Origin of the sequence: Mucilaginibacter daejeonensis, assembly GCF_020783335.1 — a bacterium.
Taxonomy (GTDB): domain Bacteria; phylum Bacteroidota; class Bacteroidia; order Sphingobacteriales; family Sphingobacteriaceae; genus Mucilaginibacter; species Mucilaginibacter daejeonensis.
Map to the genome: position 1 here is coordinate 2,943,009 of NZ_CP086068.1, position 13,234 is coordinate 2,956,242.

A 13,234-nucleotide genomic window follows, 5' to 3' on the forward strand; every position below is an offset into this window, starting at 1 on the left:
CCTATTTCTTTTTCTATCAACATGGCACAGCAAACGTTGCGTACAAGCCTTCAATTGGGCATATATAAGGTCATTGATCCCTTTGTTAAGTTACTGATCAAAATGGGGCTTACCCCTAACGCAGTTACGCTCATTGGTTTCATCCTTAATATTGGTGTAGCAGCGATATTTATTTGGGGTGCCGAAGAAGGTGTACGTGATGATCTTTCAGAAGTGGGCTGGGCCGGTGCGCTGATCCTTTTTGCCGGATTATTTGATATGCTTGACGGCCAGGTGGCCCGCTTAGGCAACATGAAGTCGGTCTTTGGTGCGCTGTTCGATTCGGTGCTTGACCGTTACAGCGAATTGATCATGTTCTTGGGTATTTGCTATTACCTGGTGGCCAACCACTACTTCCTAAGCTCTATATTCGCTTTTGTGGCTCTCATCGGCTCCATGATGGTGAGTTATGTGCGCGCCCGTGCCGAAGGCTTAGGCGTGGAGATCAAAGGCGGACTGATGCAACGCCCTGAGCGCGTAGTGACCATCGGTGTTTGCGCGTTAGCATGCGGCATCGCTTCCAATTATATTGGTGGCGATTACAAATACTTTGTGACCGGTATCAAGTACCACGTGTTCGAGACCATGTCCATCTTTACCTTCCCTATCGCCATACTGGCGGTGCTGACCAACCTTACCGCTTTCCGCCGCTTAATGGATGCCCAAAAAGCATTGACAGCGTTAGAGAACAAAGCCTGATAATAAACATCATGACCAAAAATATTCGAACCGCTTTAGTGGCGGGCTTTGCCCTATTGACCTTTTGCGCACATGCTCAAAAGATAACTACCGACTCTTTGTATAAGCTGCCCGGTAACCCGTACCGTGTACTGCCCGAGCATGTGAGCCGGTTGTTCTACGTGCAGCGTACGCCCAACGATAACACCATCGTTTACGAATTGAAGATGGGCGATAACGGACTTCCAGATGAGGATGAGCCAGTGCATCCGTATTGGATCCGTTATCATGACAAAGGCGAAAAAGCCGAGCTGAACTTCATACAACGCAAATTTGCTTATGGCATCACCTCAAAACCACTGGGTAATGGCCGCTTTGATATCAGATTTGTGTCATACAAAAAATTCCCGCTACTCCTGATGAAGGGTACTGACGGAAAATATCATATCTTCGCAACGATATCTCAACGCCAGTTCATAGTTAACCGTATCTTTGTGAAAATTGAAGGCGGCTCGTTCTGGGTCCCCAATGTGCGTTATGTAGAGTTCAAAGGAACCGACCCGGCGACCGGCAAAGAGGTCACCGAGCGTTTCAAACCCTGATGAGTGATGAAAAAGAACTATGTTTCAAATTCGAGCGATAGTGTGCGGATGTTCAAGAGCGACCTTCTGGAAGCTTTGAGCAAAGTTCATTGGACCGTTCCGCTATACGTTTATATCCCGATCATTGGTTACCTGTGCTATCTGGCACTTACGCATAGCACGGTCAGCGTAATGGGCTTTTTTGGCTTGTTCCTGGGAGGCCTGGCATTTTGGACCTTTGCCGAGTATGTACTGCACCGCTTTGTGTTCCATTATGTACCTAAGGCTCCCTGGGCACTACGTATCCACTTTATCTTCCATGGGGTGCATCACGATTACCCAAGTGATGCTTTGCGCCTGGTGATGCCACCATCGGCCAGTATACCTATGGCCACTATCTTGTTCCTGCTCTTTAACTGGATCTTACCTCCTACTTATATCTACTCGTTCTTTCCGGGCTTTTTGGTAGGTTACCTGATCTATGATATATCGCACTATGCGATCCACCATTTCAACTTCAAAGGTGGCATGTGGAAACGCATCAAACAGCATCATATGCTGCACCACTACCAAGACCCGACCAAGGGTTATGGTGTAAGCTCACCAGTGTGGGACAAAGTGTTCGGTTCTGATTTCATTAAGAAAGCCAAATAAGTTAATGAGCGTTGCTCGCATCAAGGCTCCGGGTTTGAATTTTAAGGACCTTATCATGGTAGTACTCATCGCTGCAGCCTATGTTGCAGTGTCGTACTTTGTGGTGGGCTTCAAAAGCGATCAGCTGGTCCTGGCGGGCATCTTCATCTCTCTGTACACCATATCGAGCATTACGCGTAAGTTCGTTCTAGGATTTAGTATCTTCATCGTTTACTGGATCATCTTCGATTATATGAAGGCGTTCCCCAATTACAACTACGGGCACGTACACATTGCCGAACTATACAACCTCGAAAAGCATTTCTTTGGTATACACGAGGCCGGCCATATCCTTACCCCTAACGAATATTGGCGCATACACAGTGTTACGTTCCTTGACGTGCTGACGGGGCTCTTTTACCTTTGCTGGATCCCGGTGCCACTTGGCTTCGCTACCTATTTATTCTTCACTCGTAAAAGGGAGTTCCTGTACTTCTCGCTTACTTTTGTGGTAGTAAATCTTTTGGGGTTCGTTATATACTACACTTATCCGGCAGCACCGCCCTGGTATGTCCAGTATCATGGCTTCCAGTTCTTCAAGGCTACTCCTGGCAATACTGCAGGATTGAATAAATTTGATCAGTATTTCCACATCGACCTCTTTAGATCTATATATTCAAAAGGCTCTAATGTGTTCGCCGCCATGCCGTCGCTGCACTCCAGCTACCCACTTATCGTGGTATATTATGGTATCAAGAACCGTTTGGGATGGGCAAATCTTTTCTTTATCACTGTGACCATAGGTATTTGGTTCTCAGCAGTGTATACCAGTCACCACTACCTGCTTGATGTGCTGGCAGGTATCCTTACCGCGGCGGCCGGGATAGCGCTGTTCAATGCGCTAAGCAAGACCCGATCACTCTCTTTGGCTCTTGACAGATATCAAGCTATCATTCAATAAGTTATCAACATAGCACAACCTCTTTGTGAATAACTCATAAGTAGGCATGCGATTTGCAATTACGATATTGCACATACATTCTGCATGTTACATGAGAACGACCAAACTACTTTTATTATACTGTATAGTTTTTAGTATAGGCGCTACCGCATCTCCCCTTGACAGCTTACGTCAGCGCTTACAAGTGGTGACGGACGACGCCGAGAAAGCATCACTTTATACCCAGATCGCTGGGTGCTACCTGAACGCCGTAAGCGCACCTAACCCATATACTAAGCGCATCAACCAGGAGAATGCCATCAACTATTCAATGCTGGCAATGAAGCTATACTCTAAGCGTGATGATACTACCGGCATGGTACGTAGCTATCGTGACCTATCTATGGCTTACCGTAATCAAAACAAAAGGGCACAGTCGAAGTGGTTTATCTTACAAGCTAATACGCTGGCACGTAAACAACGTTCACCAGAGAACATGGCTGCGACCTTGAACGACCTGGCGAACGTGAAGATGGATTACAAAGATCACAACCTGGCCAAAAGAGACCTTAGAGAAGCACATCGCCTCGCATTAAAGTATAACCTTGCCGCACAAGATTCATTGATCAGATCAAGCTATTCGAGGCTGTACACCTTCATCAGGGTGGCACCAGAGGAAAATGTTTTTCAGGGTTTAGATGAGACCTTAAAAAAGGAGGAGTTAGCCAACTTGGAGAAACAGAAAAAGATGGCTGCCTTAGCCAAGATACAGGGCAAAAAGAAAGTGTTAGCTGTGGTGAATAAGAAACGCGGCGATGAGATCAGGATCAAAGCCCCTACCATTTATTGGGAGACCCCGTCGAACCGTTTGACCAACGACAGCATTAAAACAGTGACCTTGTAAGTATATTCTTAGCTGTCGAATTTGGTCAGCAACTTAAGCAACGTATCAAAGTCTTTTGGATAAGGCGCATGGATGGTCAGTTCCTGATCGTTATGCGCCTTAAATGTTACCTCAAAGGCGTGCAGCGCAAAACGTTTCATGATCGGCAATTCCTCCTGATCTTTACCTAACACATATTTACGCTTTAAGGCAGACAGGAACACCGCCTTACCTTTATACGTCTCATCCCCTGCTATCGATGCACGCTGAGTGGCTAAATGTATACGGATCTGGTGCATACGGCCGGTAACAGGCCTGCATTCCACTAACGTATAGTGTTTGAAGTACTGTATCGACTTGAACCACGTCTCGGCACGTTTACCATCTTGGCGGCTAATAGATACAGTGCCTTTACCAGTGTTCAGGATAGGCAGGTCTACGAGGAGGTCCTCGAACACATGGGTGCCTTCTATAACCGCGTGATAGACCTTTTTCACCTTACGGTGCTCGAACTGCATAGACACCGACCGGTAAGCTTCAGGCGTCTTAGCGAATATAAGCGCTCCTGAGGTCTCTTTATCCAACCGATGACATATCTGTACATCGTCCCAATAATTACGCGCCAGGCGTAGCATACTTACCTCGCTGCTGCCGTCGCCACGCTCGTCCAATGAGCTGATGAACGGTGGTTTGTTCACCACGATCACACTATCATCTTCATAAATTATCAGGTCGGCGAACTTTGGTATCTTCATAATTAATATCAGGGTACAAATATACGATCTATATAGCAAATAGCCGTGCCCGACCATATCCAATGCCTTGCAAAAGGCACTAAGCCGAACATTGTGCCGTTTAATATTGTTAAGAAGCTATAATTAGCCAAAAAGGGAGTACTATGAGCACAAGATCGACAGGACCGGTAAATTCATCAAAAAAGAAACTGATCAACAAGATCAAGGGAACCATAGACGATATATGGGGAAGCGCCGACGAAGCACTAAAGCAACTTAAAATACCCAGTGTGAAGACTGCGGCATCGGCTGATCAACCGACAGCGAACACCGAACCAGCCACTATACATAATATGGCGGTAAACAACGAGCAGAATACGACCACAAAGGGCAAAGGCCGTACGGTGGTGAAAGCCGTACAAACGGCCACCAAACGTACAGTTGCGAAGAAGGCTGCCGTTAAGGCCAAAACGTTGCGTAACGAAGGAAAACGTGGTTAACAAATAACGCCTACCTTGTGGGTAAGCGTTGTTTTATTTTTTAGAAGGCTTGGGCTATACATATTCAAATTTATAGCCTACCCCTTTAACGGTAGATACGTAGTTCTCACCCAGTTTCTCACGTAATTTACGGATGTGGACGTCAATAGTACGGTTGGTCACTACCACTGAGTCTTCCCAAATATTTTTGAGAATGACCTCACGTGTGTAAACTTTTCCCGGTTTTGACGCTAACAGGTAAAGCAGCTCGAATTCCTTTTTAGCCAGTACTACTTTGTTGCCATTTTGGTACACCAGGTAACTCTCGCGATCGATCACCAGGTCGCCTACCTCCAGTTTGTTGTCCGATATCTCTTCAGTGCCAGTATTACGACGAAGGATGGCATTGATGCGGCTCACTAACGCCCGTGGTTTGATCGGTTTGGCTATATAGTCGTCAGCCCCAACATTGAAGCCGGCTATCTCCGAATATTCTTCACTGCGTGCGGTCAGGAACACCATAAAGGTATTTTTGAACTCAGGCATGGTGCGCATAATGCGGCAGGCTTCGATCCCGTCCATCTTAGGCATCATGATATCGAGCACGATCAGGTCAGGCGATACTTTTTTGGCCTCAGCAACAGCCTCTTGTCCGTTGTGTGCCAAGTGTACTTGGTAACCTTCCTTCTTCAGGTTGTATTCTATTAACTCTAAAATATCCGGCTCGTCATCAACAATAAGGATCTTTTGTTTAGCGGGTGTGCTCATTCGGTCGAATTTTGCGATAAAGGTAATACCAAAACAAAAGCAAATAGTTAATCCCGTGTTAATAAATTGTTAAAGCTTAATATTCAATTAAAGTTTAGAAAAGGTTGTATTTAAGAATTGAGCCAGGTCATTACCCGAAACATTTTTGGCAATGATGTTACCTTGCGGATCGATGATAAAGTTAGATGGGATAGCTTCGATATGATAAAGCTTCTCCGTTGGGCCATCGAACTTTTTTAGGTCAGAGGCATGTGTCCAGGTCAGCTTATCAGTGGCTATAGCGGCTTGCCAATCTGCTTTATTATCATCCAAAGAGATACCTAATATATTCAAACCCTTGCCTTTATATTGGTTATATAACTTCACAACATTCGGGTTCTCTGCGCGGCACGGAGGGCACCATGAAGCCCAAAAATCGACCATCACATACTTACCTTTATAATCTGAAAGCTTGATCGGCTTGCCATCCAGGCTGTTGATGGTAAAGTCAGGTGCTTTGTGACCGATAGACAACGGCTTGGCCGCTTCCATTTGTTTAATGAATTGCTGAACGGCCGGGTTGGTATCAAATTTACCTTTGATCTCATCAGCGTAGGCTACCAGTTCCTTCTCATATTTTAATGGGTCTAATGACATAGCCGCGTAGAAAGCTGCTAAGGAGTTCTTGTTGGCGTTCATGAATTTGATCACTTCCTGGCTCAGGCCGCCCATCACCTCTTCAAATTTAGGACGATAGATGCTCAACAATGAATCACGACCTTTGTCGGTGGTCACCGCTTGCGACTTAGCCTGATACTCGGTCACCAATGCCGTGCTTTTAACGCCGTATTTGTTATTGAAAGTGTTGTACTCCTTGATCTTTTCCGATTCATCCGAGCCCGATATCTCGTAACTGTGCATCGGGTCTTTCAGGTCGGCCTCGAACTTGATCGTTTCACCATTCTGGGCGATCACATCAAATATGGCTCCTTCTGTGCCTTTGCCCATTTGCAGTTTGAACAGATCGGCATCAGGTGAACTGTGCTTAAACTGAAATTTGCCGTCTTGTATCTTGGCCGAATCAAGCTTGTTGATCTGCACCGTATTGTCGGCCGGGTTAGCTACACTACCTAACAGGTATACTATGTTGGTGCTACCTGCGTTCTTCACCTCCCCCTCTATGGTGAAGGCCTTATTATCTTTACATGAGTATAGGCCAAGCATTGCGCCGGCCAGGCCAACGGCCATGATCTGTTTTTTCATATTAGTTCTGTAATGCTTTGATCAGTAATTCATTGGTCTTTTGCGGATCGATCTTGCCTTTGGAGCGTTTCATGATCTCGCCCATGAACAGACCTAAAACGCCTTTTTTCCCTTTTCGGTATTCGGTCACCTTATCAGGGAACTTGGCCAGCGCCTCTTGTATGAATACATCCAACTCATTGCCATCATTACTGATCAATAAATTCTGTTCGGTAGCTACCTGTTCGGCAGTGGCGTTAACATCCTGCAGCAAAGCCGGAAATATCTTTTGCGACGCCACTGTGTTGTTCACCTTACCTTCATCGATCAGCTTGATCAACCCTGCCAATTGAGGAGGTGTAAGTGGCAAGGTATCAATGGTCAAATGGTGCTCGTTCATATATGAGCGCACGGTGCCCATCAACCAGTGAACCGCCGCTTTGTAATTGCTCGTCTGCGCGATCAGCTGTTCAAAATAGTTCACCACATCATGATCGGCAGTGATCACTGAGGCGTCATAATCTGACAGGCCCAATTTAGCCGTGTATCGTTTATGCAATTCCTCAGGCATGGCCGGCATTGAGCGGCGCACCTCGTCCAAATATTCTTTGGTAAGATGCAAAGGCTGAAGGTCAGGCTCAGGGAAGTAACGGTAATCATTAGCCATTTCCTTAGAGCGTAGTACCGATGTTTCGCCGGTATCAGCATCAAAGTTGAGCGTGTTCTGGTCGATGTGACCACCCGCCTCAATAATATTGACCTGCCTCAGGAATTCATGCTCTATAGCCCGCTGTACGTTGCGGATGGAGTTCAGGTTCTTCACCTCGCAGCGGTTGCCCAATGTGGTAGAGCCTTTAAGTCTTACTGATATGTTGGCGTCGCAGCGCATGCTGCCTTCTTCCATGTTACCATCGCAAATGCCCAAATAGCGGAGCATCTTGCGCATCTCGGTAAGGTAGGCACCTGCCTCCTCGGCGCTGTGCAGATCAGGCTCCGATACGATCTCGAGCAACGGCACACCGGCACGGTTCAGATCGATCAGCGAATGGGTGTCGTGCTGGTCGTGGATACTTTTACCGGCATCCTCTTCCATATGAATATGATGGATCGCCACCGACCGGGTAGTGCCATCTTGTAATTTGATGTTCACCTGACCGCCAATGATAATGGGCTGCTGATCTTGACTGATCTGATAGCCCTTGGGCAGATCGGCATAAAAGTAATTTTTGCGGGCAAAGCTATTATGCTGATTGATCATACCTTTACAGGCAAATCCTAATTTAACGGCATACTCTACCACTTTTTCGTTCAGATAAGGTAAAGTGCCCGGATGCCCTAACGATACCGTACTGATGTGTTCATTAGGCGCTGCGCCGAACGCGGCACTGTCTGATGCAAAGATCTTGCTTTGGGTAGCTAATTGGGCATGTACCTCTAATCCGACTACCAGCTCATACTTTTGGCTTACTTCGATATTCTGGTCTATCATCACTTTGTAAAAGATAGCTGTGCTACCCTAACTTGGCAAATATAGAGATATAGCCGACTTAACCACCTAAAAACGCTATAAAGTTTGATAGACAGCAAAATATGCCATCTGACATAGCTGCATAACTTTCAACTTGGCGTTACACCTATCTCTCAGACGTAAACCAAAATAAAATATCGTTGTTCCATAGGCATATTTTACGATACCCGCTCTGGTCTGCCCGAGTGTATCTCATCGCTACTACTAAAATGAGAACTGATACTTTGCCCAAACCCGCTTTCAAAAAAGCAGGTGCTGATGATTTTTTCAAAGAACTGAATCAAGAAGTACATCAACGTGTACTTAACAACCGCCGCATACAAGAGGTGATCAAGTTCAAGTCGGTATTCCTCGTGATCCTCTTTTTTGGCCTCTATGCCTGTATACTCAAGTTCGGCAACTATAGGCCTTACCTGTTCACGTTCTATATACTTACCGGACTGACCATGATCATGGTGTTTCTGAATGGCTTTCACGATGCCGCTCACGGTGCGGTTTTCAGTAACCGCCGCTCTAACGAGCTTTACACCTACGTATTGGAACTATTTGGCAGCAATAGCTATATATGGAAAAAACGCCACCTGCTGCTACACCATCCTTATCCCAATCTACAGCACTGGGATATCGATGTAAAGCAGAGCGACATTGTCCGCATCTTTCCGGAGAGCCCAAGGTTCAGCTACCATCGGTACCAGCATTTTTATATGTGGTTCCTTTACCTGTTCTATACCTTAAATTGGCTGCTGGTAAGGGACTTCAAGGATTTCTTCGGTACGAAGGACAACTACCTGAAACGAGTGACCAACATCCCTACCATTGAGTATATAAAACTATTTGCGGCCAAGCTCATGAATTTGACCATGATGCTTGTGTTGCCCATGATCGTGCTGCAACAACCGTGGTACATGGTACTGTTGGCATTCCTGACCATGCACTTCATGTCGAGCGGGTTTGGCGTGATGGCCTTACTAAGCACACATGCCGATGAGGATGCGGAGTTTCCCCTTCCACCGGAAAATGGCTCGATGGATATGACCTGGGCCATGTACCAGATCAGCGAGACAAAAGATTTTAGTCCGAACAGTAAATTGGCCAACTTCCTTTTCGGAGGTTTTAACCATCATGTGGCCCATCACTTGTTTCCTACGGTGGCTCACACTTACTACCCCGCCATTACCCCGATCATTCGCGAATATGCTGAAAAGTACAAGCTACCTTACCGGTCATATCCATTAAGTGAAGCGGTAAGATCACACTTCATGCTATTAAAGAAGAGCGGCAGCAATGAAAATCTGTTTACCAGCGGTGAACTGTGATCAAAGCAAAATAAACAGAAAAGGCCCCGGTACTGCGGGGCCTTTTTTATAGCTGATCGTTCGGTCAGAACTTTAAGTGCTTTACGGTAAGTCCGTTGTTGATAAGCTGCTTTAACGATTCGATACCCACTTTCAGGTGGGTCTCTACGTATTGCTCGGTCACTTTCGAATCACTTTCTGCGGTCTTCACCCCTTCCGGTATCATTGGCTGGTCAGATACCAGTAACAAAGCGCCGGTCGGGATCTTATTGGCGAAACCAGTTGTAAAGATCGTAGCCGTTTCCATATCTATTGCCATGGCCCGCAGGCTCTTTAAATATTTTTTAAACTCCTTGTCGTGCTCCCACACGCGGCGGTTTGTGGTGTAACAAGTGCCTGTCCAGTAATCGCGTGAAAAATCACGGATGGTGGTGGATATCGCTTTCTGCAAGGCGAATGATGGCAGTGCAGGCACTTCGGCGGGCATATAGTCTGTAGAGGTACCTTCGCCTCTGATGGCAGCGATAGGCAGAATCAGGTCACCCACGGCGTTCTTCTTTTTCAATCCCCCACATTTACCTAAAAATATAACGGCTTTTGGTTTGATGGCGGTAAGCAGGTCCATTACCGTAGCGGCTACCGAGCTGCCCATACCAAAATTGATGATGGTCATACCATTGGCGGTAACGCTTTGCATCGGCTTATCCAAACCCATGATCGGCTCGTTGCCGTTCCATTCTGAAAATAATTGCAGGTATTTAGAGAAGTTGGTCAGGATGATATATTCACCAAAATCTTTCAACTGACGGCCGGTATAGCGTGGCAGCCAGTTGGCTACGATCGATTCTTTGGTCTTCAATCCACTTTTAACGGGTGAGCTTACTTCTTTAACGGTCTTGGCTTGTTCTACGATGTTCGGATCTTTCTTAATTTCTATTTCTTCATTCATATCTTCCTCCTTTTTCAAGTGGTATTTAAAATCTTAGATGTGCGCAAAAGCCCCGGCTGTGCCGTTACTTTTTTAAAGCAACCTGTTTATTTTGTTGTTAACGTTAAGACCGCATTAATGTTAGGTATTGGCAAGCCTGACCCCTATGCGATAATGGTCCTGTGCTCCTGTCGGCACGAAACCTGTAGATACAACAAACCCCGGCGTTTCACCAGGGTTCGTTCTTATAAGATGTGCAAATATACAAATATTTGCTTAAATATCACTAGGCTACCTTGAGTTTCTTTAGGTCCGACTTCTCGAATTTCTCACGGGCATAGTCTAAGGTCACGTTCAAACGCTTGGCATCCTTCTTAGACGGAAACTCGAACATCGCATCGATCATGATCGCTTCACAAATGGAGCGCAGACCACGAGCACCCAGTTTGAACTCCATAGCTTTATCAACGATGAAGTCCAGCACCTCGTCATCGAACTCAAGCTTCACACCTTCGTATTCAAAAAGCTTTTTGTACTGCTTTAACAACGAATTTTTAGGCTCGGTCAAAATGTTGTGAAGTGCCTCACGGTCTAACGGATTCAGGTAGGTAAGTACCGGTAAACGACCGATCAGCTCTGGTATCAATCCAAACGATTTAAGATCCTGCGGGGTAATATACTTATATAGATTTTTAATGTCTACCTCATTATCATCACGCTTCATCTTGTAACCCACTGTTTGCGTGCGCAAACGACTTGCGATCTTTTTATCGATACCATCAAAAGCACCACCGCAAATGAACAGAATGTTGCTGGTGTTCACCGTGATCATTTTCTGATCAGGGTGCTTACGACCGCCTTGTGGTGGTACGTTCACCATGGTACCTTCCAGGATCTTTAACAATGCCTGTTGCACACCCTCGCCCGACACATCGCGTGTGATGGAAGCGTTATCGCTCTTACGCGCGATCTTATCCACCTCATCAATGTAAACGATGCCTTTTTCGGCAGCGGCCACATCATAGTCAGCGGCCTGCAATAAGCGGGTCAATATACTTTCCACATCCTCACCTACGTAACCCGCTTCGGTCAGTACGGTAGCATCAGATATACAGAATGGAACGTTAAGGATCTTGGCGATGGTCTTGGCCAGTAAGGTCTTACCGGTACCGGTCTCACCCACCATCATGATATTCGATTTCTCGATCTCTACCTCGTCCTTATCCACACGCTGGTTAAGGCGCTTGTAATGGTTGTACACCGCTACGGCCAATACCTTTTTGGCATCGTCCTGACCGATCACATACTGATCCAGATGAGATTTGATCTCGGCTGGTTTTAGCACAGTGTGCCCAGAGGAGGTGGACCTTACTTTGCGTACTTTGAGTTCTTCGGCAAGTATCTCATTGGCCTGATTGACACACTTGTCGCAAATGTGTGCATCAAGGCCGGCTATCAGCATCAGAGAGTCCTGCTTTCCGGCTCCACAAAACGAACACCTGATCTCTTTGCTGTTCTTGGTCATCTGATCGGGATTTAGTTAATATCAAAAATACTAAATACTGGTCTATTTAAAGTGTAAACCTCAAAAAGACCAGTACAGTATACAATTACCGTTTATTTATCTGTATTACGGCTCAATACTTCATCAACCATGCCAAATTCTTTGGCTTCTTCGGCGATCATCCAGTGGTCACGGTCAGATGCTTCCCAAACTTTTTCATAAGGGGTACCGCTATGCTTAGAGATGATCTCGTAAAGCTCTTTTTTAAGCTTTTGGATCTCGCGGGCAGTGATCTCGATGTCAGAGGCCTGACCTTGTGCACCACCCAGTGGCTGGTGGATCATAACACGTGAGTGTGGTAAGGCAGCACGCTTGCCATCAGCACCGGCGCAAAGTAACACAGCAGCCATTGACGCGGCCATACCTGTACAGATCGTAGCCACATCATTGGTCACAAATTGCATAGTATCATAGATACCTAAACCGGCATATACCGAACCACCTGGCGAGTTGATGTAGATCTGAATGTCACGCTTGGCATCGGCCGACTGCAAGAACAGCAGCTGCGCCTGAATGATGTTAGCGATGTTCTCATAAATGGCATCGCCTAAAAAGATGATACGATCCATCATCAAACGTGAGAACACGTCCATAGCCTGAACGTTCAACTGACGTTCTTCCAAGATATATGGGGTCATGCCAACCGGATTAGCTATGGCGGTAGGCATCATTTTGTGCTCAACGCTCGAGATAAATTTATCAACGAACAGGCTGTTGATGCGGTGGTGTTTTACCGCGTATTTGCGGAACTCGTTCTTATCGATATTCATGTTGTGTAAGATGTTTTATTAAATGTTCACTACGCATCCGGCGTAGGGCGGGTAAATATAGTTTTTAGTTGTTCATTACCAACAAGTGTGAAAAATTATTGGATCATCACCTCTCATGGCAATAAAGAGCTCACGTTTTTAACCGCGTCGTTTACAAAACCCCATCATGCTTAACTTGTTTCAGCATCCTTTT

Annotated in this window: 14 protein-coding genes; 7 read left to right on the plus strand and 7 right to left on the minus strand. The window is 46.0% G+C overall.

All coding sequences use genetic code 11. From position 1 onward, the window contains the following. The first annotated feature begins 21 nt into the window (after window positions 1–21). From LLH06_RS12405 to LLH06_RS12425, 5 genes are all read left to right on the plus strand, one after another. The gene (locus LLH06_RS12405) at window positions 22–738 is read left to right on the plus strand and encodes a CDP-alcohol phosphatidyltransferase family protein (RefSeq protein WP_228169605.1); all 717 of its coding nucleotides are present in this window, start codon (window positions 22–24) and stop codon (window positions 736–738) included. A gap of 11 nt (window positions 739–749) precedes the next feature. After that, window positions 750–1,319: a DUF4833 domain-containing protein gene (locus LLH06_RS12410; RefSeq protein ID WP_228169606.1), complete on the plus strand. Its 570-nt coding sequence runs from the start codon at window positions 750–752 to the stop codon at window positions 1,317–1,319. 6 nt (window positions 1,320–1,325) lie between these two features. Then, entirely contained in the window at window positions 1,326–1,952 is a 627-nt protein-coding gene (locus LLH06_RS12415) for a sterol desaturase family protein (RefSeq protein ID WP_228169607.1), read from the plus strand. A 4-nt stretch (window positions 1,953–1,956) separates the two neighbouring features. After that, window positions 1,957–2,892, plus strand: coding sequence for a phosphatase PAP2 family protein (locus LLH06_RS12420; RefSeq protein WP_228169608.1), 936 nt, complete (start codon window positions 1,957–1,959; stop codon window positions 2,890–2,892). Window positions 2,893–2,983: 91 nt separating this feature from the next. After that, the gene (locus tag LLH06_RS12425; protein WP_228169609.1) at window positions 2,984–3,775 is read left to right on the plus strand and encodes a hypothetical protein; all 792 of its coding nucleotides are present in this window, start codon (window positions 2,984–2,986) and stop codon (window positions 3,773–3,775) included. Between the two features lie 8 nt (window positions 3,776–3,783). On the opposite strand, the gene LLH06_RS12430 is transcribed toward LLH06_RS12425, so the two are convergent. Beyond that, window positions 3,784–4,509 (minus strand): RluA family pseudouridine synthase, encoded by a 726-nt coding sequence (locus LLH06_RS12430; RefSeq protein ID WP_228169610.1) that lies wholly within the window; start codon window positions 4,507–4,509, stop codon window positions 3,784–3,786. A gap of 143 nt (window positions 4,510–4,652) precedes the next feature. Between LLH06_RS12430 and LLH06_RS12435 the strand changes: the two genes are divergently transcribed. Beyond that, window positions 4,653–4,988 (plus strand): hypothetical protein, encoded by a 336-nt coding sequence (locus tag LLH06_RS12435; RefSeq protein WP_228169611.1) that lies wholly within the window; start codon window positions 4,653–4,655, stop codon window positions 4,986–4,988. Between the two features lie 54 nt (window positions 4,989–5,042). Here LLH06_RS12435 and LLH06_RS12440 read toward each other — a convergent pair whose 3' ends face one another. The 3 genes from LLH06_RS12440 to gatB form a co-directional block, all read right to left on the minus strand. Continuing rightward, complete coding sequence (locus LLH06_RS12440; RefSeq protein ID WP_228169612.1) at window positions 5,043–5,735, minus strand: response regulator transcription factor; 693 nt, start codon at window positions 5,733–5,735, stop codon at window positions 5,043–5,045. An 87-nt stretch (window positions 5,736–5,822) separates the two neighbouring features. Next, the gene (locus tag LLH06_RS12445) at window positions 5,823–6,977 is read right to left on the minus strand and encodes a TlpA disulfide reductase family protein (protein WP_228169613.1); all 1,155 of its coding nucleotides are present in this window, start codon (window positions 6,975–6,977) and stop codon (window positions 5,823–5,825) included. 1 nt (window position 6,978) lies between these two features. Further along, window positions 6,979–8,445 (minus strand): Asp-tRNA(Asn)/Glu-tRNA(Gln) amidotransferase subunit GatB, encoded by a 1,467-nt coding sequence (gene gatB, locus LLH06_RS12450; protein ID WP_228169614.1) that lies wholly within the window; start codon window positions 8,443–8,445, stop codon window positions 6,979–6,981. Window positions 8,446–8,693: 248 nt separating this feature from the next. Between gatB and LLH06_RS12455 the strand changes: the two genes are divergently transcribed. Next, window positions 8,694–9,800: a fatty acid desaturase family protein gene (locus tag LLH06_RS12455; protein ID WP_228169615.1), complete on the plus strand. Its 1,107-nt coding sequence runs from the start codon at window positions 8,694–8,696 to the stop codon at window positions 9,798–9,800. A gap of 64 nt (window positions 9,801–9,864) precedes the next feature. On the opposite strand, the gene LLH06_RS12460 is transcribed toward LLH06_RS12455, so the two are convergent. The 3 genes from LLH06_RS12460 to clpP all read right to left on the minus strand — a co-directional run bounded on the left by LLH06_RS12460 (window position 9,865) and on the right by clpP (window position 13,041). After that, window positions 9,865–10,728 carry an AMP nucleosidase gene (locus LLH06_RS12460; protein ID WP_228169616.1) on the minus strand — a complete coding sequence of 288 codons (864 nt, stop codon included), beginning with the start codon at window positions 10,726–10,728 and terminating at the stop codon, window positions 9,865–9,867. 265 nt (window positions 10,729–10,993) lie between these two features. Further along, entirely contained in the window at window positions 10,994–12,232 is a 1,239-nt protein-coding gene (clpX, locus tag LLH06_RS12465; RefSeq protein ID WP_228169617.1) for an ATP-dependent Clp protease ATP-binding subunit ClpX, read from the minus strand. A 92-nt stretch (window positions 12,233–12,324) separates the two neighbouring features. Next, the gene (clpP, locus tag LLH06_RS12470; protein WP_228169618.1) at window positions 12,325–13,041 is read right to left on the minus strand and encodes an ATP-dependent Clp endopeptidase proteolytic subunit ClpP; all 717 of its coding nucleotides are present in this window, start codon (window positions 13,039–13,041) and stop codon (window positions 12,325–12,327) included. Between the last annotated feature and the right edge of the window lie 193 nt (window positions 13,042–13,234).